The sequence below is a fragment of the Mesorhizobium sp. B2-5-13 genome (assembly GCF_006440535.1).
Classification (GTDB): domain Bacteria; phylum Pseudomonadota; class Alphaproteobacteria; order Rhizobiales; family Rhizobiaceae; genus Mesorhizobium; species Mesorhizobium salmacidum.
Map to the genome: position 1 here is coordinate 45,139 of NZ_VFUI01000004.1, position 21,641 is coordinate 66,779.

Here is a 21,641-nt window from a genome sequence, read left to right on the forward strand (position 1 = left end):
CCGGCGGTCGTGAACTACCGCCGCCGCTTCGGCTTCCCCAGCAGCGCGACCGCTTCGACGTGGGGCGACCACAGGAACTGGTCGATCGGCGTCACGCTTTTCAAGGTGTAGCCGCCGTCGATGAGGATGCGCAGGTCGCGAGCCAGCGTTACCGGGTTGCAGGACACCGCGGCAATGAATGGAACATCCGAGCGGGCGATCTGCTTCGACTGGTCCTCGGCACCGGCGCGCGGGGGATCGAAGACCAAGCCGTCGAAGGCGTTCAACTCCTTGAACGTCAGTGGCCGGCGAAACAGGTCGCGACGCTCGCCCGTCACCCGCTTGATGCCTGTCGCGAAGCGGGATCCCCGGTCGAGCGCCGAAAGTGCGGCCGCATCGCCTTCGACCGCGTGCACTTCCGACGTCGCGGCCAACCGCAAGGCGAAGCTGCCGCAACCGGCAAAAAGGTCGGCGACCCTTTTTGCACGCTTCAGATGTCCGCCGACGATCTCGGCCATGGTCCGTTCGGCTGCCTCGGTCGCCTGCAGGAAGGCGCCCGGCGGTAGCGCCACCGCGACGCTGCCGAACATGACGACCGGCTTCCTTGGCTCAATGACGATCTCGTCATCGATGGACAGTCTGGCAAAGCCCTGTGCAATGACAAAATTGGCGGCGATACGGCGCTGGTGTTCGCCTAACTTGCCGGACTCATGCACCGCGATGTCGAGGCCGGAACCCGTAACGGTGACCGCCATCCGGAACGATTTGGTGGTGGCGCATATCAATTCGGCCAGCGCCCTCAGCTGGCCGAGTGCCGCGACGATCTCGGGCAGTGAGATCGGGCATTCGGATATGGAGATGATCTCCGGCGACAGATGGCGATTGAAGCCGAGCAACATGCCTGTTTCGGTGCGCCGGGCGGCAAGCACCACACGGCGGCGCGACTGCGGTGCGCAGGCGACCAACTCTCCGATTTCGCACTCGATGCCCTTGCCCTTCAATGCGTGCACCACCTTTTCACGCTTCCACTGTCGGTAGGCTTCGGCTTCCAGATGCTGGAGGGCACAACCGCCGCATTCGGTGAAGTGGCGGCAGGCGGGTTCGATGCGCAGCGGCGAGGCCTCCAGCACCGCCATCAGCGCCGCACGATCCCTTTCGCGCGCGGCGGTGACGGTCTCGCCCGGCAGCGTGAAGGGAATGAACAGATCGCCGCTTTCGGTTTCGGCGATACCGTCGCCCTGCGATCCGAGCTTTCGTATTGTGAAGCGTGCGCTCATTGGTCCTTGACCCCACCGAGCAGGAATTCGCGATTGCCGTCGCCACCTTCGATCGGCGACAGATGCAGGCCGAGCGAACGCCAGCCGGGAACGGCATCCAGCCAATCCTGCAGCAGGCCCGCGACACGGGCCGCATCGAAGGGATCCTTCAACAGACCCCCTTTGCCGATCGCCTCGCGGCCCGCCTCGAATTGCGGTTTGACCAGAAAGACCGCGCCGGCACCGGACTTGGCAAGAGCAAGCGCCGGCGGCAGCGCAAGTTTCAGCGAGATGAAACTGACGTCGGAAACGATGAAATCCGGACTGCGACCGGCAAGATCGGCAGCCGTGAGATCGCGTGCGTTCAGGCCTTCGATCACGGTTACGCGCGGATCAGCGCCGACATCAGGATGCATCTGGCCGTGCCCGACATCGATTGCCGTGACATGGCGGGCGCCGCGTTCGAGCAACACCTGGGTGAACCCGCCTGTCGAGGCGCCGATGTCGAGGGCTTCGCGGCCAGCGGGATCGAGGCCGAAATGGTCCAGTCCGCCGATAAGTTTGAGCGCCGCGCGCGAGACATAGCCTTGCGCCGGATCATCGATGACAACAAGGCATTGCGGCGAAACGCTCTGACCGGGCTTGCGGGCAATGGCGCCGTCAACTGTCACCGTGCCGCGCTCGACCGCGTCGCGGGCACGCGAGCGGCTGGCGAACAGCCCGCGCTGGACGAGCAGGTCGTCGAGCCGCTGGCGTGTGCTGGCTGGCAGAGGCGAATTCATCGCCTTCTCTGACGAAAGCCTGCGGTGAAGGCAAGAACATTACACCGAACAAGGTGACGTCGTGCGAGAGCGGCTGGTGCGGCGAGCCAAGCCGCGGCTTGCGCGCATCGCATTGGGTCCGGCAGAATATTAGTCGAGGAGGACCACTGTTGTCGCGACACGGAGGACGAATGCTGACGGGAACCTGCCACTGTGGCGCGGCCCACTGGACCCTAGAAGGCGATCCCGGCCCGGTGACGGCCTGCAACTGCACGCTTTGCCGCCGCTATGGCGCGCTCTGGGCCTATGATTATGTCAACGAACGTATTCGCGTTTCAGGGCGGACGGCCAGCTATACGCGCGCCGGAAAGGACACGCCGTCACTTGAAATCCTGTTCTGCCCGATATGCGCCTGCGTGCTGGCATGGCGCGGCTTGCGCGCCAGCGATTCTGGCCGAATACGGATCGCAGTCAATGTGCGGCTGGCACCACCCGAAGCCGTCGCCGACTTGCCGATCGACCATTTCGATGGCCTCGACACTTACGACGATCTGCCCCGCGATGGCCGCTGTGTGCGCGACATGTGGTTTTAAAAGATAGTCCGTAAAACCTGGCGCTCGACAGCGGGAGACAGACCATCGTCCCGGTTCCCCGGCGCCTGTTCACGTGGATGTTCGATCACAACAGCGGACGGAGGTGCGGGGTCCGGCAGCGCCACAAGCTGCGGTACCTGCTTGTAGGAAAAGCCGCCGCGAATATCGCCAATCTTGCCGGCAACAATGCCTAGCGCCGCCTTCTCAAGATTGCGGTCATAGGGTGTTTCGGCCGCGGCCGGCAAGACCATCACGGCCAAGAAGGCCGCGCCGCACAGAACCGTCTTCATTGTTGTTGTCTCCCTGCCTGACGCCGGTCTAGCAGGGTGCCGTTGAAAAACGGCCAAGGGACACAGTAAGCGAAACGCCAAACGGCAGCGTTAACAATGCGTTACAAAATAAAGCCGGCAAACTGATCCAAGCTGTTCAGGTTTTGATTCAGGCGCGCTGGGCGCGGACCGTATGGCCGAGGGCCGTGAAAACAGTGCGCACGATCCCGGCGGCGTCGAGGCCGGCGTCGGCATACATCTTCTCCGGCTTGGCGTGGTCGGTGAAGGCGTCCGGCAGTACCAGCGGGCGTACCTTCAGGCCATTTTCCAGCAGTCCTTCATGGGCAAGGAACTGCAGTACATGGCTGGCGAAGCCTCCAATAGCGCCCTCCTCCACCGTCACCAGCACCTCATGCGAGCGGGCCAGCCGGCGGATCAAATCCTGGTCGAGCGGCTTGGCGAAGCGGGCGTCGGCAACGGTGGTGGAAAGCCCGGCCGCGCCGAGTTCCTCGGCGGCGATGAGGCAATCCTGCAAGCGCGTGCCGAAGGACAGCAGGGCAACCTTGCTGCCTTCCCGGACGATGCGGCCTTTGCCGATCTCGAGAACCGAGCCGCGCTCGGGCATGTCGACGCCGACCCCGTTGCCGCGCGGATAGCGGAAGGCGATCGGGCCATCGTCATAGCTGGCGGCGGTGCGCACCATGTGGCGCAACTCCGCTTCGTCGGCGGCAGCCATCACGACAAAGCCGGGCAGGCTTGCCAGGAAGGTGGTGTCGAACGCGCCGCAATGGGTGGCGCCATCGGCGCCGACAAAGCCGGCGCGATCGATGGGGAAACGCACCGGCAGTTTCTGGATCGCGACGTCATGGACGACCTGATCGTAGGCGCGCTGCAGGAACGTCGAATAGATCGCCGCGAACGGCTTGTAGCCTTCCGTCGCCAGGCCTGCGGCGAAGGTCACCGCATGCTGCTCGGCGATACCGACATCGAAGGTCCTCGACGGGAACAACTCGCCGAACAGATCGAGGCCGGTGCCGCTCGGCATGGCGGCGGTGACGGCGACGATGCGATCGTCCTTGCGGCCCTCCTGGATCAGGCTTTCGGCGAACACCTTGGTGTAGGCCGGCGCGTTGGCTGGCGCCTTGGCCTGCGCGCCGGTGATGACGTCGAATTTATTGACGCCATGGTATTTGTCGGCGGCCGCTTCCGCCGGCGCATAACCCTTGCCCTTCTGGGTGACCACATGGATCAGCACCGGACCCTTGCCGTTGTCGCGGACATTTTTCAGGACCGGGATCAGATGCTCCAGATTGTGACCGTCGATCGGGCCGATGTGATAGAAGCCGAGTTCCTCGAACAAAGTGCCGCCGGTGACATAGCCGCGCGCATGCTCGACCGCGCGGGTGATGGCTCGATCGGCCCGCTTGCCGAGATAGGAGGTCAGTTTCTTGCCAAAGTCGCGCAAGCCGATATAGGCCTTGCCGGAAGCCAGGCGCGCCAGATAGGCGCTCATGGCGCCGGTCGGCGGCGCAATCGACATGTCGTTGTCGTTGAGGATGACGATGAGGCGGGCATCGAGCGCGCCCGCATTGTTCATCGCCTCATAGGCCATGCCGGCCGACATTGCGCCATCGCCGATGACTGAAATGACATTGTTGCGGCCGCCTGAAAGGTCGCGGGCGGCGGCCATGCCGAGACCAGCCGATATGGACGTCGAGGAGTGGGCGGCGCCGAACGGGTCATACTCGCTCTCGGCTCGGCGGGTGAAGCCCGACAGGCCGCCTTCCTGGCGCAAGGTGCGGATGCGGTCCCGGCGTCCGGTCAGGATCTTGTGCGGATAGGCCTGATGGCCGACATCCCAGATCAGCCGGTCATCGGGTGTGTTGAAGACATAATGCAGCGCCACCGTCAGTTCGACCACGCCAAGGCCGGCACCAAGGTGGCCGCCGGTGTGGGAGACAGCATCGACCAGTTCGGCGCGCAGCTCGGACGCCAGTTGCGGCAATTCGCTCTCGGCCAGCGTGCGCAGGTCGGCCGGGACGCGAACCTTGTCGAGAAGCGGCGTATGCGGCGTTGCGTTCACGTTGGGCCCAGACTCTCTTTTCATCGGCGGGATAGGCCGCCGGCCGGCGAAAGTAAATGCGTGTCGGTGACGCGGACGGTCAGCCCCTCACCGCTCCGCTCAGCCTTCCGGCAGCGGAATGAACTCTTTCTCATCGCCAGGAACGATATCGAAGCGGCCGGTCTTCCATTCCTGCTTGGCCTGCTCGATGCGCTCCTTCGACGAAGAGACGAAATTCCACCAGATGTAGCGCTTCGAACCGAGCGAGGCGCCGCCGAACAGCATGAAATGCGCACCGGTTTGCGACGATATGACGATCTCGTCGCCGGGCCGGAACACCAGCAACCGTTCGGCCGGAAAGACGTCGCCCGAAATCGAGACTTCGCCCTCCAGCGTGTAGATGGCGCGCTCTTCCGCATCGGCCGGGATTTTGACGCTGGCACCGGGCCCCAGCCGCAAATCGGCGTAGAGCGTGTCGGAATCTGCCCGCACCGGGGACCGCAATCCTTGGAAGTCACCGATGACAACGCGGCCGCTGACGCCTTCGGCATCGATCTCTGGAAGCCGCAGCGCCGCTGTGTTCTCGAACACCGGTGCAACCTCTTCCTTGCCGTCCGGCAGAGCCAGCCAGGTCTGCAGGCCGGAGATCGACATCGGCGCGCCGCGCAATTCCTGCGGCGTGCGCTCGGAGTGGACGATGCCGCGGCCCGCAGTCATCAGGTTCACGTCGCCGGGCTCGATCACCATTTCGGTGCCGAGCGAATCGCGATGCCTGATCTTGCCATCGAACAGATAGGTCACGGTCGACAGGCCGATATGCGGGTGGGGACGGACATCGAGCGCCTGGCCGGTGCGCATGATCGCGGGGCCCATGCGATCGAAGAAAATGAACGGCCCGACCAGCCTTCTCTTGGCGGTCGGCAAGGCGCGGCGCACCTCGAAGCCGCCAATATCCTTGGCGTTGGGGATGACCATCAGTTCGATCTGGTCGCTGGCGAAGGCATCGCCGGCCTCAGGGTCTTTCCCCGGGAAGAAGCTCATGAACTCTCCTGGTCAGCGCTCGGTGGCCGCTTTGGACATGTCAGGCGAACCGGATCGCCGCCTTTGCTCTCAGTTTGGCTGCCACCTCTTCGCGATTGCGCGGATGCTGGTGGGTTTCGAGGGAATCAAGCAATTCGCGTGCGGATGCCGCGATGGCTTCGACCGCATGATCGAACGCATGCTGGTTCTGTTTCGACGGTCGCGTCGTTCCGCTGAGCTTGCGGACAAACTGGAGTGCCGCGTCGCGGACTTCGTCATTGGTTGCCGGCGGATCAAAATTGAACAGGGTCTTGATGTTTCTGCACATCGCTTCCGTATCTCCTCTTGTCCGTTTCAATCGGGACGAGTTGTATCCTCAATCATGATCGTGTTCAAAAGTCGGTAAGCCTGCTCCGGACCTCAGTCCGCGTCGAGCGGCTCGGTTCCAACCGGCTTGCCGTCGCGCGACAGCCTGATCTTCTCGACCTTGTCCTCGGCGGCCTTCAGTAACCGGTCGCAATGCACCTTCAGCGCCTCGCCGCGTTCGTAGATCCGGATCGACTGGTCGAGCGGCACGTCGCCACGCTCCAGATCATCGACGATCTTCTCCAGCGCGTCGAGTGCCTGCTCGAAGCTCATCGCCTTGACGTCTTCGTTGATCTCACCAGTCATCATTCATCCTTTCATCAGTCGCCCGACATGGGCGCCGACCGAAAATGCCAATCCCTGCAGATCGTAGCCGCCCTCGAGCACGCTGACGAGCCGGTTGCCGCTATGGCGTGCGGCGCGCTGCATCAGTTGGCCGGTCGCCCAGTCGAAATCGTCCTCGGTAAGATTGATCTCCGCCAGCGGGTCGCGATGGTGCGCGTCGAAGCCGGCCGAAATGATGATCAGGTCGGGCGCGAAATTGTCGAGTGCCGGCAGCACACGCGACAGGAAAGCATCGCGAAACACCTCGCTGCCGGTCTGCGGCGCCAGCGGCGCGTTGACGATGTTGCCGGCGCCGGTCTCGTTCTTCGCGCCGGTGCCGGGATAGAGCGGCATCTGGTGCGTCGAGCAATATAGCACCGAGGGATCGTCCCAGAAAATATCCTGCGTGCCGTTGCCGTGGTGCACGTCCCAATCGACGACGGCGACACGCTCCGCGCCATGCTTCTTCTGCGCATAGCGGGCAGCGATAGCCGCAGTGTTGAAGAAGCAGAAGCCCATGGCCGTGTTCTTTTCAGCATGATGGCCAGGCGGCCGGGCGGCGACGAAGACATTGTCGGCGCGGCCCGCAAAGACGTCGTCGACCGCGGCATTGGCGGCGCCGATCGCGGTGATCACCGCCTGCCAGCTCTTCGGGCTGGCGCTGGTGTCGGCGTCGATGCGGGCGAGGCCTTCAGCGGGAATGGCGGCGCGCACGCGCGCGACGAAATCGGCGGGATGCGCATAGAGGATGGTCGCCTCGTCGCCTTGCGGTGCCTCGGCGCGATCAAGCGCGGCAAAAGCTTCGTCGTCGAGCACGCGCTCGATGGCGCGCAAGCGGTCGGGCCGCTCGGGGTGACCTGGCGGGGTGATGTGTTCGAGGAAGATCGGGTGCGTGTAGAGACGAGTGACCATGTCCCCTATCTAGTGCCCCGGCGCCGTGATGGCCATGCGTTGCGGCTTGATCGCTGGGGAAAATCACGGCTGCGTCCATTCATGTCGCTGCGGGCATTGGCCTCGCCGGCGCTTCGGCGTAAGGTCGCCGCCACTGCCTGGTGCCCGCCGGTCTGTTTGTTTTAGCCGCATTCTGCGACGCCAAGTGATTCCACTTGGCTGCAAATGCTCTGGCGGGAGAATCGGGAACACGGTTTGATACCGTGGCGTGCCCAACGCTGTGAGGGGGACCGCGCCGGTAAGTGCCACTGTCGATGACGGGAAGGCACCGGACGCGGGTTGATCCCGAGCCAGAAGACCGGCCTGGCAGGCATCGTCATCCGCATGGTCAGGCGGATGGCATCAGAACGACGTGCGCCCTCCTGGACGCACAAAGTACGCTCTGAGAATTGAACTGCTGCAATCGCAAGGGGACAAGCGATGCCGGAAGCTATGACCGCTCCAACGGCCAATGGATTTGATCAGATCGCGCGCGACGCGGTTTACCGCGCCATGTTCACGCGACGCGACGTCCGCAGCCATTTTACATCGGAAGCGATCGACGACGAGGTGCTGGCGCGGCTGCTGCTTGCCGCCCATCACGCGCCATCGGTCGGCTTCATGCAGCCTTGGAATTTCATCGTCATTCGCGATGCCGCGCGACGGGCGAAGGTGCGCGACCTGTTCCTTGCCGCGCGCGAACAGGAACTGCCGGCAATCGAGGCGGACCGGCGGGCGCTCTACCGCAAGCTCAAGCTCGAAGGCATTTGCGAAAGCGCGCTCAACATCTGTATCACCTGCGACCACGAGCGCTCGAAAGGCTCGCCGCTGGGACGTTGGCACAATCCGGAAATGGATCTCTACAGTACGGTCTGCGCGGTACAGAATTTCTGGCTGGCGGCACGCGCCGAGGGTGTTGGCGTCGGCTGGGTCAGCATCATCGAGGCGCAAGCGCTGAAAAGCCTGCTGTCTATCCCCGACCACGTGACGCCGATCGCCTATCTCTGCGTCGGCCGTGTCTCGGAGTTTGCGCCGAAACCGGACCTCGAAACGCACGGCTGGGGCCGACGGCTGCCGCTGCCCGAATTGATCATGAGCGAGACTTTTTGTGGCCAGGGTGAAGCCTCGCTCAAATCTACGGTGGCCCGCCTCAACACCGTCGTCGCTGCGCCGGCAAACCCTGCCGATCAGCGCGTCGCGCCGGCCGTGCCCCAGCGCGAACCATCGAAGGTGGAGAGCGCCTTGCGCTTGAGTTCCCGGAACTTTGACGAGGCATCGGCCAGCCGTGCGTCCCAGGCGGCATCGGGCACCTGGCCCTCGATGGTCTTGAAATAGACCTGCATCAGGGACGCGATGGCGAAAGGTTCGATGAACGCCGCCTTGAAGGCCCAGGCAAAGACAATGGCCAGAACGAAGGCCCAGCCGGCGAGCTGTCCGGGCATGACGTAAAGAATGGCGGCCGCCGGAGCCAGCATCAGCAGGAAGATGACGAAGGAGACCCCCCACATGATCAACGCCAGCCAGACTGCGTTCTTGACCATGATCTTGCCGTTCTGGGCGTAGAGCACGACGCCTTGCCGTGCGGTCTCGAAGGGTGAGGACGAATTGATGCGGATGTTGTAGCCGAGAATGATCTCGTCGACATAGGTCAGCGACAGGCGGATCACCGTGTTGAGGAACGAGACCAGGCCGCTCAGGCCCGGAATGGGCAGGAAAGCCGCAATTCCGCCCAGCAGGCCGGTGATCGCGCGGATGGCGCCCTTGACCAGCTGGTCGACAACGAAAAGGATGTTCGCTTCGGCAAAACGCTCGGTCACAACCTCTTTCGCGTAGGCGATCTGGTTCTGGCCGTCGGGTATGTCATGGCCGTCGATCAGATGCACCATGACGGCGATATGGCCTGCCTTGACGACGTAGAGGATGTATTCGCGGATCCAGTAGACGGCGATCGAGACGAGGCCGAAGCCAACAATCCCGCCCCACATGGCAAAGGACAACGGCCCATCGGGATCGGTGGAGATATGGCCGACGCCATAGCCGACGGAGGCGCCCGCGCCGGTGGCCATGATATAGGCCAGCGTGATGCCGAAATAGACGATCATGCGAAAGACGATGAAAGGCCAGGTCCGCATCATGATGGACACCGACCTGCCGATATCGAAATCCCACATGCCCCGAATCCCCCAGAGGTGGCTGTGGAGGATGCGCCCAAACCGTCTATTGTCAATTGCGAGCGGTGGCGGAGCCCGATTGCGGTCAGTTTGGCCGCGCTTCCGGCTTCTCGAGCAGGCCTTCGAGCAATTGCTTGAACGCTGCCACCACCTTCCTCGACGTCGCTTCGGGATCGTTCGAATTGGCGATCCGCTGCGCGGCCTGACTGCTCGCTCCGTTGATCAGCCGCGCCGCGGTCTCGGGATCGAGGCCCGGCACGACCACCCCCTCCTCTTGCAGCGCGGTCAGATGATCGGTCATTGAACCGACGCAGGCATTGGCATTCGACCACTGTGCCGGATCGCCCAGCACGGCCGGACCGTCCCGGAACATGATGCGCTGGATTTCCGGCTCCAGCGCCATTTCGATGTAGGTCGTGCATTCGTCGACGAAATGCTGCCAGCGGGTCGGCGCCCTCGACGCGACCTCATTCACCCGCGCGGCCATTTCCGCATCGATTTGCGCGATAACCGCCTGCAGCAGTCCCTTCTTATCGCCGAAGTGATGATAGAGGGCGCCGCGCGTCAGTCCGGCCGATGCGGTGAAATCGTCCATCGACGCTTCGGCATAACCGATGGTGCCAAAGGCTTGGCGCGCCGCGGCGATCAGCTTGGCACGCGTCTCGGCGATCATCTCCTTGCGGGGTCGGTGCATGCTCTGGCCTTATCTACATACGCTCCGTATGCCAATTGACATACGCGACGTATGGTCTATTTGACACTTATACGTCTCGTATGTAATTGTCGAATCGCCCCTTGTCGAGGAACAGGATCATGCAAAACCCCTACTCGGAAATCTTTTGCGCTCCTGGCGCCAGGGGCTTTGCCGCCGCCGGCTTCATGGCGCGCCTGCCGATCGCCATGGCGCCGATCGGCATCGTGGCGATGCTGTCGCAGACGCGTGGCGAATACTGGCTGGCGGGTGCGGTTTCGGCGACATTCGCCTTGGCCAATGCTTTCCTGGCGCCGCAAATATCGAGGTTGGTCGACCGCCTCGGCCAGACGCGGGTTGTCGTCCCCACCACCATCATCTCCGTGCTCGCATTCACGGCCCTGATCGCATCGGCCAATCAGGACTGGCCGATATGGACGCTATTCGTGTCGGCATTGCTGGCCGCGGCGATGCCAAGCATGCCGGCCATGATACGCGCGCGCTGGACCGAGATTTTCCGGGGCCGGCCCGAGATGAACACCGCCTTCGCCTTCGAGTCGGCGGCCGACGAACTGGTCTACATCGCCGGCGCATCGCTGTCGGTTGGTCTGAGCGCCGCGCTATTCCCGGAAGCGGGCGTGCTCGTCAGCACGCTGTTCCTGGCCCTGGGCTCGATAGCCTTCATCCTGCAGCGTTCGACCGAACCGCAAGTGCGACCGGTGGACCATGGCTCAACCGGCTCGGCTATCCGCCTGGGGCCGGTTCAAATCATCACCTTCGCCATGATCTTCATCGGCGCGACTTTCGCGACGACGGAGGTGAGCACAGTGGCGATCACCAAGGAACTCGGCCAGCCAGGCGCCGCAAGTCTCGTCATCGGCGTCTATGCGCTGGGCTCCTTCGTGCTCGGCATCATCATCGGCGCGCTCAACCTGAAAGCACCGCTGCAGCGCCAGCTCGCCATCGCGGTCGCGTTGGTTGCGCTCGGCACACTGCTGCCGCTTACCGCCAGCACCGTGCCCGTGCTCGCGCTGACTGTCTTCATCAGCGGCGTGGCGATCTCCCCGACCTTCATCACCGCCTTCGGCCTGATCGAACGGCATGTGCCTGAGACGATGCTGACCGAAGGCATCACCTGGGTGACCACCGGCATCGGCATCGGCATGGCGCTCGGTTCGTTCGCTGCCGGCGCCGTGGTGGATGCGTTCGGCGCCCAGAACGGGTTCTGGGTTTCGGTGGCATCAGGCGTTATCGCACTGGTCACGGTGCTGCTCGGCCAGCGCAGCCTCGCCACCCATGAATGCGAGTTGAAAGGATGCGAGGCGGCAATCCCGGCCGAGTGACAGCCAGGATTTCTTGAGCTCAGATAATCTCGGTCTTGGCGATGTGGATGCCAAACCCTTCGAGACCGACATAATGGCGTTCGCGCGAGGCGATCAGGTTGATGGAGGAAATGCCGAGATCCTTCAGGATCTGCGCACCAAGGCCGATCTCGCGCCATTCGCTCTCGCGCCGGCGCGCCTCTTCATGGTCCTCGCGATCGCCCGGCGCCGGCCGGTTGCGCTCCTGGTGGGCAACGCCGACCGAGCCCTCGCGCAGATAGACGATGACACCGCGCTTGCGCTCGCCCATCGCCTTCATGATGCCGTCGAGGCGGTGGCTGGTGCCGAACACATCGGTTACGACGTCCTCCGAATGCAGTCGCACCGGGACGTCCTCGCCGTCGCGGATATCGCCGAAGACGATGGCGACGTGATGCATCGTGTCCCAGGGCAGCGTGTAGGTGAAGACCTGCGCCTTGCCACCCAGCGTCTCGATGTCGGAACAGGCGACGCGCTCGACCAGCGTTTCCTTGCGCTGCCGGTAAGCGATGAGGTCGGCGACCGATACCTGCTTGAGACCGTGCTCCTCGGCGAAGGCCGCGACCTGCGGGCCGCGCTTGACGGTGCCGTCATCATTGACCAGTTCCGAGATCACGCCGATCGGCGGCAGGCCGGCGAGCTTGCAGAGGTCGACCGCGGCCTCGGTGTGACCCGAGCGCATCAACACGCCGCCTTCGCGCGCGATGAGCGGAAAGATGTGGCCGGGGCGGACGAAATCGGAGGCGCCGACATTGCCGTTGGCAAGATTGCGAACGGTCAGCGTGCGGTCGTCGGCTGAAATGCCTGTCGTGGTGCCATGCTTGAAGTCGACGCTGACGGTGAAGGCGGTCGTGTGGGCCGAATCATTGTCGGCCACCATCGGCGCGAGGTTCAGCCGCTTGGCCTCCTCGCGCGGCATCGGCGTACAGACGATGCCCGACGTGTTGCGCACGATGAAGGCCATCTTCTCCGGCGTGCAGTGGACGGCGGCGACGATCAGGTCGCCCTCGTTCTCACGCCCGTCATCGTCCATGACGACGACGATCTCGCCGCGTTCGAAGGCCCGAATTGCTTCGACGATTTTCTTCTGGTCGTAAGGCATAAAGCGCTCGTTTCACTCGCAGGGAGTAGGGGAATAGGGTAGTGCGGGAGTAGGGAAAAGGAAAATTTGGCCGTTTCGGCGTGGCAGCCAAGCTTAGTCCCCTAGTCCCTATCCCCTTCCTGTCTGTCCTCGGTGCCGCAGATAGTGGTCGGCGATGGCGCAGGCAACCATGGCCTCGCCGATCGGCACGGCGCGGATGCCGACGCAAGGGTCGTGGCGACCCTTGGTCATCACCTCCACGTCGTTGCCGTCCTTGTCGATCGATTTGCGCGGCGTCAGGATCGACGACGTCGGCTTCACGGCAAAGCGCGCGACGATCGCCTGGCCGGTGGAGATGCCGCCGAGGATGCCGCCGGCATTGTTGGACAGGAACACCGGCTCGCCGTCATTGCCCATGCGCATCTCGTCGGCATTCTGCTCACCGGTGATGCGGGCGGCCTCGAAGCCGTTGCCGATCTCGACGCCCTTGACGGCGTTGATCGACATCAGGCCGGAGGCAATGTCCTGGTCGAGCTTGGCGTAGATCGGCGCGCCGAGGCCGGGAGGCACGCCGTCAGCGACGATCTCGATCACCGCGCCGACCGAGGAGCCGGCCTTGCGAATGGCGTCGAGATATTGCGTGAAAACAGGAACGGAAGCGGGATCGGGGGTGAAAAACGGATTTTCCGCGTCGCCGATGAAATTCCAGTTCCAGTTGGCTCGGTCGATCGACTTTTCGCCCATCGACACCAACGCGCCGCGCACGACCATGCCCGGCACCACCTTGCGGGCGAGCGCGCCGGCGGCGACCCTGGCCGCGGTCTCGCGCGCGGAAGAGCGGCCGCCACCGCGATAGTCCCGTACTCCGTATTTGGCCTCGTAGGTGTAGTCGGCATGGCCCGGCCGGAACTGGCGGGCGATCTCACCATAGTCCTTCGAGCGCTGATCGACATTCTCGATCAGCATCGAGACTGGCGTACCGGTAGTGATCATCGTCGCGCCGTCCTCGTCGAGGACGAAGCCTGAGAGGATCTTCACCTCGTCCGGCTCGCGGCGTTGGGTGACGAAGCGCGATTGGCCGGGTCGGCGCTTGTCGAGTTCGGCCTGGATTTCATCGCGCGTGAAACGGATACCCGGCGGACAGCCATCGACCACGCAGCCGAGCGCCGCGCCATGGCTCTCGCCCCAGGTGGTGACGCGGAAAAGATGGCCAAACGTGTTGTGAGACATGGAAAGTGCCCTGCCCGGCATCGAAACCGGCTGAAGCCAGCCTTCTATTGGCGTTTTCCACAGTGGTCAAACTGTGATCTGGCGGATTTAGTTTTGACACATTCGGTTGGTTTCTGCTCTGCTCCATTCGCCGTTGAGGATCCGCCGCCACCCAGGCCGGCGCAATGACCAAAGAGGACGATGATGCGTACCCTGATTGGCGCTGTTGCCGCCACGCTGCTGCTTTCCACCGCCGCCTTTGCCGGCCAGACCGAAGGCCTGATCAAGAAGGTCGACAAGGACGCGTTGACGCTGACGCTTGATGACGGCAAATCCTACAAGCTGAATGCCGAGACCGATCTCGACGCGCTGAAGCCAGGCATGGACATCGTCATCGCTTACGATGTGACCGATGGCGAAAACGTCGTCACCGACATGCAGTTGCCGGGAGACAGCGACACGAACTAAAGCGCGTCGCGTCGAAACGGATTCATGCGACACGCTTTAGGTCTTGTTTTTGTGCATGTCGTCTTCCCAAAAACCGAGGTCACTTTGGGCGACATGCGTTAGGAATTGGCCTTTACCAGGCGTCCTAAAGCCATTCCAGGCTGTTGCCTTCGAGTTTGAGCACGCGATCGTGCGGTATCTCCAGGTTCGCGGCCTCGTCCTCGGGCCTATCAAGCACGAAGCGAAACAGGGCGCGCATGACACCGCCATGCGTGACACAGATCGTCTTGCGGTCGATCTCGTCGAACCATGGCTTCACCCGCTCAAGCAGCATCTGGTAGTTCTCGGCACCTTCGCCCGGCGGCTGAAAATTCCATTTATCGCGAGCACGCGTCCTGCTTGCCCCGGGAAACCGCGTATCGAGCTCGGCAAAGGTAAAGCCCTGCCAATCGCCGAAATTGACTTCAATGAGCCTGATATCGGTTCGATAGGCGAGCGGATCGAGCTTCATGGCGGCGCGGATGCGCTCCATCGTCTCGCGCGTCCGCCTCATTGGGCTGGCGACGAAGTCGAACTCGTTGGGATCGCCGATGAGTTCGGCCAGCCGATGGCCGTTTCTGGTCGCCTGATCGCGGCCGAGGGCATTGAGATCGGTGTCGGCCTGGCCCTGAAGCCGGAACTCGGCGTTCCACGCGGTCTGGCCGTGGCGCGCGATATAAACCAGCGGGTACATCAGCTCTTCCGGAGATCGGGCCAGGGCCTGGACGGAGGATAGGCGGAGAGAACTAATCCTTGACCGTCGAAATGTCCGGCGCGTCGACCGCCTTCATGCCGACGACGTGATAGCCGGAATCCACATGGTGCACCTCGCCGGTGACGCCACGCGACAGGTCGGACAGGAAATAGACGCCGGAATCGCCGACTTCTTCCTGCGTGACTGTCTGCTTCAGCGGCGAATTGTATTCGTTCCACTTCAGGATGTAGCGGAAATCGCCAATGCCGGAGGCGGCAAGCGTCTTGATCGGGCCGGCGGAAATCGCGTTGACGCGGATCTTCTTGGCGCCAAGATCAACCGCGAGGTAACGCACGCTGGCCTCGAGTGCCGCCTTGGCGACGCCCATGACGTTATAGTGCGGCATCACCTTCTCGGCGCCGTAATAGGTCAGCGTCAGCAGCGAACCGCCCTCGGTCATCAGCGCTTCGGCGCGCTTGGCGATGGTGGTGAAGGAATAGACCGAAATGTCCATGGTGCGCAGGAAATTGTCGCGCGTCGTCTCGACATAACGGCCGGTCAACTCGTCCTTGTCGGAAAAAGCGATGGCATGGACGAGGAAGTCGAGCTTGCCCCAATGCTTGGCGACATTAGCGAAAACCTCGTCCAAGCTCGCGGAATCGGTGACGTCGCAATGGCCGGCGACAAAGGCGCCCAGTTCCGCCGCCAGAGGCTCGACCCGCTTCTTGAAGGCTTCGCCCTGATAGGTCAGTGCGATCTCGGCGCCGTGATCGACGCAGGCCTTGGCAATGCCATAGGCGATCGACCTGTTATTGGCGACGCCAAGAATAAGGCCGCGCTTGCCGGCCATTAGGCCCTGTCCACCCGCCATGTCAGCGCTCTCCGCAAGGTTTCTCTTTGTGGAGTGCCTATCGCACAGGCACACAGCCCCTTCAAGCGTTCAAACCGGACAGTTCGGGGGACAAAAGCTCTTGATCAGCCTTTTTGGCCGCGCAACAGCGATTCCAGCGCGCTGTCGCCGCCTTCCGGCAGCATGATGCGCACATGGGCATAGAGATCGCCATGGCCGCCGGCTTTCTCCGGCAAGCCCCTGCCCTTGAGCCGCAGGACCTTGTCGGAACTGGACCAAGCGGGAACGTTGACAGCGAGCCTGCCGGTCGGCGTCTCGACCGGCACCTTGGCGCCCAGCACAGCATCGGCCAGCGAAACCGGCAGATCGGCGTGCAGGTCGCGACCCTCGATGCGGTAGCGCGGATGGCGGCGGATGTGGATCTTGACCAGTGCGTCGCCGGGCTGGCCCGGTCCCTGCTCGCCCTGGCCTTTCAACCGGATGGTCTGGCCATCCTCGACATAGGCCGGCAGCTTGACCGCCACCTTGCGGCCGTCCGGGAACATCGCCGTGACCTTTTCGGCGTTCGCAGCTTCCTCGATGGTGACGTCGAGCGTGACGTTCAGGTCAGCTGATGTCGCCGGCTGGCGGCGGTCGCCTGCCCCTGGCCCGCGCGCGCCTGAAAAGGCATCGCCGAAAATCTGGCTGAAGATGTCGCTGTTGCCGTCGAACGGATCGCCACCGGGGCGGCCCGAGCGGAACTCGAATCGCGAGCCGCCGGCGCCCTGTTGCTGGCGGCGAAACCCGGCAAAGGGGTCACCGCCGCCGGCCGCACCCTCAAAACCCTGGAAACGCGGCTTGCCGTCGGCATCGATCTCGCCACGATCGAAAGCGGCACGGTTCTTCTCGTCGCCGATGACCTCGTAGGCCTGATTGGCCGCGGCAAAACAGTCCTTCGCCTTGGGATCATTCGGATTCTGGTCCGGATGATGTTTCTTTGCGAGTTTCCGGTACGCCGATTTTATGTCCTTGGCCGATGCGTTCTTTGCAACGCCCAGCACCTCATAGGGGTCGCGCATGCTTCCTGCCCTGGAAAAGGAGTGAGTCCATACTTGCCCCCTATATGCGCTCGCATAGGAAGAAATTCCAGTAGCGGTGCATCATATCAAGGCCGGAAAATCAGAGTGCCTTGAAGCCCTGCATGCGCCAGCCGCCGGCGCTGGCAAGACAGAGTTCGCCCTCGAACATGGCAACGCCGTCAAAGCTCTCGCGCGAAGCCCTGAAGCGGCGGCAGGTCTGGCCGCTGTCCTTCAATTCCGCCAGTTCCGTGATGGAGCCGCGCGAGCCGGTGCCGGCATTCGCCCAAGGCACGGCCTGGCCACTGAGTTGCTCGATGTCGGCGGAGGATACCGCATTGCCGATCGTCGTCTGGTCGGAGTCGCGATCCGAATCGGCCGGCTTGGCCGAAGCCGATGTGCTGCTGGTCAGGATCGAGCGGTCGACTTCGGCTTTGTCCAGGCTGAAGCCGCCCGCACCGCAGCCGGCAAGCGGCAGGGCGATTGCCACGATCGCCGCTTTCGCGCTGGCTGAAGCGATAACGCCCCATTGCCTGCTGTCAAAAGCTTGCGCGATACGCGACAATCGGCAACCTCCCTGATCTCGTGACAATTTGAGAAAAACTATGAGTGACACAGCGTTAATAACCAGTGACTTTACCGAAGCGGCCGAGCCGTTTCGTCTCTTTGCCGCATGGCTGGACGACGCCACCAAGAGCGAAATCAACGATGCCAACGGCGTGGCGCTGGCGACCGTCGATGCCGAGGGCATGCCGGACGTACGGATGGTGCTGCTCAAGGGGTTCGATGAAAGCGGCTTTGTGTTCTACACGAATTTCGAGAGCGCCAAGGGCCAGGAGATTCTAGGCAGCATGAAGGCGGCGATGTGTTTCCACTGGAAATCGCTGCGCCGCCAGGTCCGCATTCGCGGTCCGGTGGAAATCGTCAGCGACGCCGAGGCCGACAGCTATTACGCAACGCGGCCACGCGGCAGCCGCATCGGCGCCTGGGCCTCGAAGCAGTCGCGGCCGCTGGAAAGCCGCTTTGCCCTGGAAAAGGCCGTCGCGGAATACACAGCGCGCTACGCTATCGGCGAGATTCCACGGCCCAAGCACTGGTCGGGCTTCCGCATCGTGCCGAAGACGATCGAATTCTGGCACGACAGGCCGTTCCGGCTGCATGACCGAGTGGTCTTCTCACGCGACGCCGATGGTGGTTGGAGCAAGACGAGGCTTTATCCCTGAAAGGGTAAGGTTCAGCCCTTTTTCCTGGTCATGAATGCCGTGAGGGCCGCGCGCGCCTCATCGGATTTCAGCCGCTCACGGAAATACTCGCTCTCCACTCCGATGCGGGCAACCAGATCGTCGCGTGAGCCGCGCATCAGGTCGCGCGCGATCTTGAGAGCCTGCGGGGGCTTGGCCGCGATCTGGCCGGCTGCCGAGAGGACCGAGGCCTCCAGAGCGCCCTCCTCGACCACCTCGTAGATCACTCCAGCGGCCTTCGCGCGCTCGGCCGAGAAGCCTTCGCCGAGGGCAAGCAGCGCAAACGCAGCTTGCTGACCCAGGATGCGCGGCGCCAAAAGGCTCGATCCAGCCTCCGGCACGAGGCCGAGATCGACGAAGGGCGTGCGGAACACAGTGCGTGGCGTGGCGAAGGTCAGATCGCAATGCAGGTTGATCGTGGTGCCGATGCCGACCGCGATGCCGTCGACGCCAGAGACGATGGGTTTTTCGACCCGGGCCAACGCCAGCAGGAAATCCCAGACTTCCGTGCCACCATCGCCGCCGGTAGCCATAACCATGAAATCGGCAAGGTCGTTGCCGGATGAGAAGGCCCCGGGCACACCGAGAAAGACATGAACGCGGACCGCCGGATCGGCGTCGCCTTCGGCAAGGGCCGTCGACATCTTGGCATACATGGCGCGCGTCAGGGCGTTCTTCTTGTCCGGGCGGTTCATGCGGATGGTCTGGATGGCGCCCTGGCGCTCGACGAGGATGTGGTCTGTCACGGTCTTTTCCTTGTGAAGGTCAGGCAGAAATCAGTGCCTTGCCGGCAGCAGCCAGGCTTTCGGCGCCGCCGATCACGCGCTCCTTCAAAGCGCTGACTTCGCCAAGCAGGTTTTCGGCGAAGAAGCGGCAAAGCGCGATGCGGCCGTCGTCGGCAAGAGCGGCCCGCGCCAGATAGGCGCCGCCGGCGGCCAGCGAGATCAGCCTGAGATAAGGCGTCGCACCCGCCAGCGCCTCCTCCGTCCGGCCGTCGGCCGACGATTTCTGCAGGAAGCGCGTTGCCTGCGTCAAATCGAAGAGCGCCTGATCGAGAGCATCAGCGGTGCGGCCAAACCCTTCGAGGTTCGACGTTCGCACCGCATTGGCAATACCAGCCAGTTCGTCGATATAGCCATGCACGTGCTCGCCGCCACCAAGCGGCAGCTTGCGCATCACCAGATCGATCGCCTGGATGCCGTTGGTGCCTTCATAGATCGGCGCGATACGCGCGTCGCGGTAGAGGGCTGCCGCACCCGTTTCCTCGATGAAGCCCATGCCGCCATGCACCTGGACGCCAAGCGAGGCGACCTCGACGCCGACATCAGTGGAAAAGGCCTTGGCGAGCGGCGTCAAGAGATTGGCACGGTCGCGCCAATGCGCCGCCTCGTCACCAGACGATACGCGCGCGAGATCGATGGCGTGGGCGCAGGAATAGCTGATCGCGCGGGCGATCTGTGTCAGCGCCTTCATGGTGAGGAGATTGCGCTGCACGTCCGGGTGATGGACGATCGGCGCCATGCCGGTGCCACCAAAACTTGCCGCCTTGCCCTGACGCCGGTCATTGGCATAGGCGATCGCTTTCTGGGTCGCGGCTTCCGCGACAGCGACGCCCTGCATGCCGACGCAAAGCCGCGCATTGTTCATCATGGTGAACATGCAGGCGAGGCCCTTGTTCTCCTCGCCGATCAGCCAGCCGATGGCGCCGGGTTGGGCACCCTGGAAACCATCGCCATAAATCATGGTGCAGGTCGGCGAGGCATGGATGCCGAGCTTGTGCTCGAGGCCGGAACAGAAGACGTCGTTGCGCGCACCCAGCGTGCCATCGTCGCCGACCAGGAATTTCGGCACCAGGAACAGCGAGATGCCGCGCGTTCCGGCCGGTGCATCGGGCAGCCGCGCCAGCACCAGGTGGACGATGTTGTCGGTGAAATCGTGCTCGCCATAGGTGATGAATATCTTCTGGCCGAAGATGCGGTAGGTGCCGTCGCCGGCCGGCTCGGCGCGGCTGCGCAGGGCGGCGAGATCCGATCCGGCCTGCGGCTCGGTCAGGTTCATCGTGCCCATCCACTCGCCGGAGACGAGCTTTGCCAGATATTTCGCTTTGAGGTCTTCAGAGGCGTGCTTGTCCAGCGCTTCGACCGCGCCCATTGTCAGCGTCGGGCCGATGCCGAACGCCATGGCGGCCGAATTCCACATTTCGAGCGCGGCGACGCCGATCATGGTCGGCAGCGCCTGACCGCCATACTCTTCCGGCCCGGAGAGCGCGTTCCAGCCGCCTTCGATCCAGCGGCGATAGAGTTCCTTCCAGCCCGGCGGCGTGGTGACGACCCCGTCCTTCAACACGGCGCCTTGTTCGTCGCCGATCTTATAAAGGGGTGCCACCTCCTCGGTGGCGAAGCGGCCAGCTTCGCCAAGGACGGCATCGACCAGATCCTCGCCGAGATCGCCGAATGCACCGGCATCGATGGCCGATTTCATGCCGGCGACGTGCTTCAGGGTGAACGCAATATCCTCGACCGGTGCCCGATACATGCCGCTCGATCCTCCTGATGCACCGGCCTCGCCGACCCTAGAGCCAGTGCCGCCGCAAAACCATCCGCCTTTGGGGCGGTCTCCCATTTCTTTTTACGTAAACGTCAAAATTTGTCACGCGGATTTTGCAATTAGGCCGGCCTGTATTAAGTTCGACCGATGTCGGATTATATCGAACGGCGACAGAAAACCAGCCGACCGGAACATTCCAATGCTTGCCAGACCTGACGCCTATCGGTGTATTGAATGCGGCTTACCCTATCGGGCAGCGGGATTTTCCTACTATCACGGCGACGTGGCAAACGGTGCCGCCTACTGGTCGGATCGCGGCATATTGTGCTCGCCGCGATGCTCGCTTGCCCACCACCGCAAACGCGCCGCCGAAGGGACACTGCAGCAAGAGCCCGCGCCGGACCCGTTCGAATCTCAGCCGTTCAGCCAGCGGTGAAAGCTGGGCCAGAGGAGACATGCTGCCAAACAAGCAGGCCGTTATTGCGCGGACCCGGTCAGCGCTGCCCTCCCCTGACGAGGCCGCAGTCATGCGCCTCTCAATCGAGGATCAGATCGCCTTGGCGTAGGCCATTGTGAATCCGCCCGAACCGAATGAAGCGCAACGCGCAGCCGCCAATGCTTACAAACGGCTGGTCGTGGATTCCCGGTAAATTTCGCGCTTGCCAGCTATCTGCCAAGGACCGCGTTGATCCTGG

Annotated in this window: 23 protein-coding genes, 1 pseudogene and 1 riboswitch; of the genes and pseudogenes, 6 read left to right on the top strand and 18 right to left on the bottom strand. The window is 63.2% G+C overall.

Going from position 1 to position 21,641, the window contains the following annotated elements:
* Window positions 1-14: 14 nt before the first annotated feature.
* Window positions 15-1,256: a class I SAM-dependent RNA methyltransferase gene (locus FJ434_RS08680; RefSeq protein ID WP_140745688.1), complete on the bottom strand. Its 1,242-nt coding sequence runs from the start codon at window positions 1,254-1,256 to the stop codon at window positions 15-17.
* Window positions 1,253-2,017: a TlyA family RNA methyltransferase gene (locus tag FJ434_RS08685; protein ID WP_140745690.1), complete on the bottom strand. Its 765-nt coding sequence runs from the start codon at window positions 2,015-2,017 to the stop codon at window positions 1,253-1,255. Before FJ434_RS08685 ends, FJ434_RS08680 begins: the two co-directional genes overlap by 4 nt.
* 170 nt (window positions 2,018-2,187) lie before the next feature.
* On the opposite strand from FJ434_RS08685, the gene FJ434_RS08690 reads away from it, so the two are divergent.
* On the top strand, window positions 2,188-2,589 hold the full coding sequence (locus FJ434_RS08690) for a GFA family protein (protein WP_140745692.1): 402 nt from the start codon (window positions 2,188-2,190) through the stop codon (window positions 2,587-2,589).
* Here FJ434_RS08690 and FJ434_RS29695 read toward each other — a convergent pair.
* The 6 genes from FJ434_RS29695 to FJ434_RS08720 form a co-directional block, all read right to left on the bottom strand.
* A complete protein-coding gene (locus FJ434_RS29695; RefSeq protein ID WP_181165838.1) occupies window positions 2,586-2,879 on the bottom strand; it encodes a hypothetical protein in 294 nt (97 codons plus the stop codon). The genes FJ434_RS08690 and FJ434_RS29695 overlap by 4 nt on opposite strands.
* Window positions 2,880-3,027: 148 nt before the next feature.
* Complete coding sequence (dxs, locus tag FJ434_RS08700) at window positions 3,028-4,965, bottom strand: 1-deoxy-D-xylulose-5-phosphate synthase (RefSeq protein ID WP_181165839.1); 1,938 nt, start codon at window positions 4,963-4,965, stop codon at window positions 3,028-3,030.
* Between the two features lie 75 nt (window positions 4,966-5,040).
* Complete coding sequence (locus FJ434_RS08705; RefSeq protein ID WP_140507812.1) at window positions 5,041-5,961, bottom strand: pirin family protein; 921 nt, start codon at window positions 5,959-5,961, stop codon at window positions 5,041-5,043.
* Window positions 5,962-6,001: 40 nt separating this feature from the next.
* The gene (locus FJ434_RS08710) at window positions 6,002-6,268 is read right to left on the bottom strand and encodes a DUF2277 domain-containing protein (RefSeq protein WP_027035955.1); all 267 of its coding nucleotides are present in this window, start codon (window positions 6,266-6,268) and stop codon (window positions 6,002-6,004) included.
* 92 nt (window positions 6,269-6,360) lie between these two features.
* Complete coding sequence (locus FJ434_RS08715; RefSeq protein WP_015318808.1) at window positions 6,361-6,612, bottom strand: exodeoxyribonuclease VII small subunit; 252 nt, start codon at window positions 6,610-6,612, stop codon at window positions 6,361-6,363.
* 3 nt (window positions 6,613-6,615) lie between these two features.
* Entirely contained in the window at window positions 6,616-7,542 is a 927-nt protein-coding gene (locus tag FJ434_RS08720) for a histone deacetylase family protein (protein ID WP_140745696.1), read from the bottom strand.
* Between the two features lie 178 nt (window positions 7,543-7,720).
* A riboswitch (cobalamin riboswitch) is annotated at window positions 7,721-7,903 on the top strand.
* A 110-nt stretch (window positions 7,904-8,013) separates the two neighbouring features.
* Here FJ434_RS08720 and bluB point away from each other — a divergent pair.
* Window positions 8,014-8,631: pseudogene (gene bluB, locus FJ434_RS30115) on the top strand (5,6-dimethylbenzimidazole synthase); the annotation flags it as partial.
* Between the two features lie 116 nt (window positions 8,632-8,747).
* Here the strand turns inward: bluB and FJ434_RS08730 are convergent.
* The gene (locus tag FJ434_RS08730; protein ID WP_246678250.1) at window positions 8,748-9,731 is read right to left on the bottom strand and encodes a hypothetical protein; all 984 of its coding nucleotides are present in this window, start codon (window positions 9,729-9,731) and stop codon (window positions 8,748-8,750) included.
* 85 nt (window positions 9,732-9,816) lie between these two features.
* The gene (locus FJ434_RS08735) at window positions 9,817-10,425 is read right to left on the bottom strand and encodes a TetR/AcrR family transcriptional regulator (RefSeq protein WP_140507820.1); all 609 of its coding nucleotides are present in this window, start codon (window positions 10,423-10,425) and stop codon (window positions 9,817-9,819) included.
* Window positions 10,426-10,544: 119 nt separating this feature from the next.
* On the opposite strand from FJ434_RS08735, the gene FJ434_RS08740 reads away from it, so the two are divergent.
* A complete protein-coding gene (locus FJ434_RS08740; protein ID WP_140745700.1) occupies window positions 10,545-11,765 on the top strand; it encodes an MFS transporter in 1,221 nt (406 codons plus the stop codon).
* Window positions 11,766-11,784: 19 nt separating this feature from the next.
* Here the strand turns inward: FJ434_RS08740 and ribB are convergent, their stop codons facing one another.
* Together ribB and aroC are read right to left on the bottom strand one after the other, a co-directional pair.
* The gene (ribB, locus tag FJ434_RS08745; protein WP_027142339.1) at window positions 11,785-12,885 is read right to left on the bottom strand and encodes a 3,4-dihydroxy-2-butanone-4-phosphate synthase; all 1,101 of its coding nucleotides are present in this window, start codon (window positions 12,883-12,885) and stop codon (window positions 11,785-11,787) included.
* A gap of 108 nt (window positions 12,886-12,993) precedes the next feature.
* Complete coding sequence (gene aroC, locus FJ434_RS08750) at window positions 12,994-14,094, bottom strand: chorismate synthase (protein WP_140716861.1); 1,101 nt, start codon at window positions 14,092-14,094, stop codon at window positions 12,994-12,996.
* Between the two features lie 183 nt (window positions 14,095-14,277).
* On the opposite strand from aroC, the gene FJ434_RS08755 reads away from it, so the two are divergent.
* On the top strand, window positions 14,278-14,541 hold the full coding sequence (locus FJ434_RS08755) for a DUF1344 domain-containing protein (RefSeq protein ID WP_023783490.1): 264 nt from the start codon (window positions 14,278-14,280) through the stop codon (window positions 14,539-14,541).
* Between the two features lie 124 nt (window positions 14,542-14,665).
* Here the strand turns inward: FJ434_RS08755 and FJ434_RS08760 are convergent, their stop codons facing one another.
* The 4 genes from FJ434_RS08760 to FJ434_RS08775 all read right to left on the bottom strand — a co-directional run bounded on the left by FJ434_RS08760 (window position 14,666) and on the right by FJ434_RS08775 (window position 17,723).
* Window positions 14,666-15,253: a histidine phosphatase family protein gene (locus FJ434_RS08760; protein WP_140745703.1), complete on the bottom strand. Its 588-nt coding sequence runs from the start codon at window positions 15,251-15,253 to the stop codon at window positions 14,666-14,668.
* A gap of 52 nt (window positions 15,254-15,305) precedes the next feature.
* On the bottom strand, window positions 15,306-16,124 hold the full coding sequence (gene fabI / locus FJ434_RS08765; protein WP_140507828.1) for an enoyl-ACP reductase FabI: 819 nt from the start codon (window positions 16,122-16,124) through the stop codon (window positions 15,306-15,308).
* 104 nt (window positions 16,125-16,228) lie between these two features.
* Window positions 16,229-17,161, bottom strand: coding sequence for a J domain-containing protein (locus tag FJ434_RS08770; RefSeq protein ID WP_140745705.1), 933 nt, complete (start codon window positions 17,159-17,161; stop codon window positions 16,229-16,231).
* Window positions 17,162-17,261: 100 nt separating this feature from the next.
* A complete protein-coding gene (locus FJ434_RS08775; RefSeq protein ID WP_140507832.1) occupies window positions 17,262-17,723 on the bottom strand; it encodes an RT0821/Lpp0805 family surface protein in 462 nt (153 codons plus the stop codon).
* 40 nt (window positions 17,724-17,763) lie between these two features.
* On the opposite strand from FJ434_RS08775, the gene pdxH reads away from it, so the two are divergent.
* On the top strand, window positions 17,764-18,381 hold the full coding sequence (gene pdxH / locus FJ434_RS08780; protein WP_140745707.1) for a pyridoxamine 5'-phosphate oxidase: 618 nt from the start codon (window positions 17,764-17,766) through the stop codon (window positions 18,379-18,381).
* An 11-nt stretch (window positions 18,382-18,392) separates the two neighbouring features.
* Here pdxH and FJ434_RS08785 read toward each other — a convergent pair whose 3' ends face one another.
* Both FJ434_RS08785 and FJ434_RS08790 read right to left on the bottom strand, forming a co-directional pair.
* Window positions 18,393-19,145: a crotonase/enoyl-CoA hydratase family protein gene (locus FJ434_RS08785; RefSeq protein WP_140745709.1), complete on the bottom strand. Its 753-nt coding sequence runs from the start codon at window positions 19,143-19,145 to the stop codon at window positions 18,393-18,395.
* 19 nt (window positions 19,146-19,164) lie between these two features.
* Window positions 19,165-20,934, bottom strand: a complete 1,770-nt coding sequence (locus FJ434_RS08790; RefSeq protein WP_140745711.1) for an acyl-CoA dehydrogenase — start codon at window positions 20,932-20,934, stop codon at window positions 19,165-19,167.
* A gap of 211 nt (window positions 20,935-21,145) precedes the next feature.
* Between FJ434_RS08790 and FJ434_RS30120 the strand changes: the two genes are divergently transcribed.
* Window positions 21,146-21,382: a hypothetical protein gene (locus tag FJ434_RS30120; RefSeq protein ID WP_140745713.1), complete on the top strand. Its 237-nt coding sequence runs from the start codon at window positions 21,146-21,148 to the stop codon at window positions 21,380-21,382.
* Window positions 21,383-21,641 lie beyond the last annotated feature (259 nt).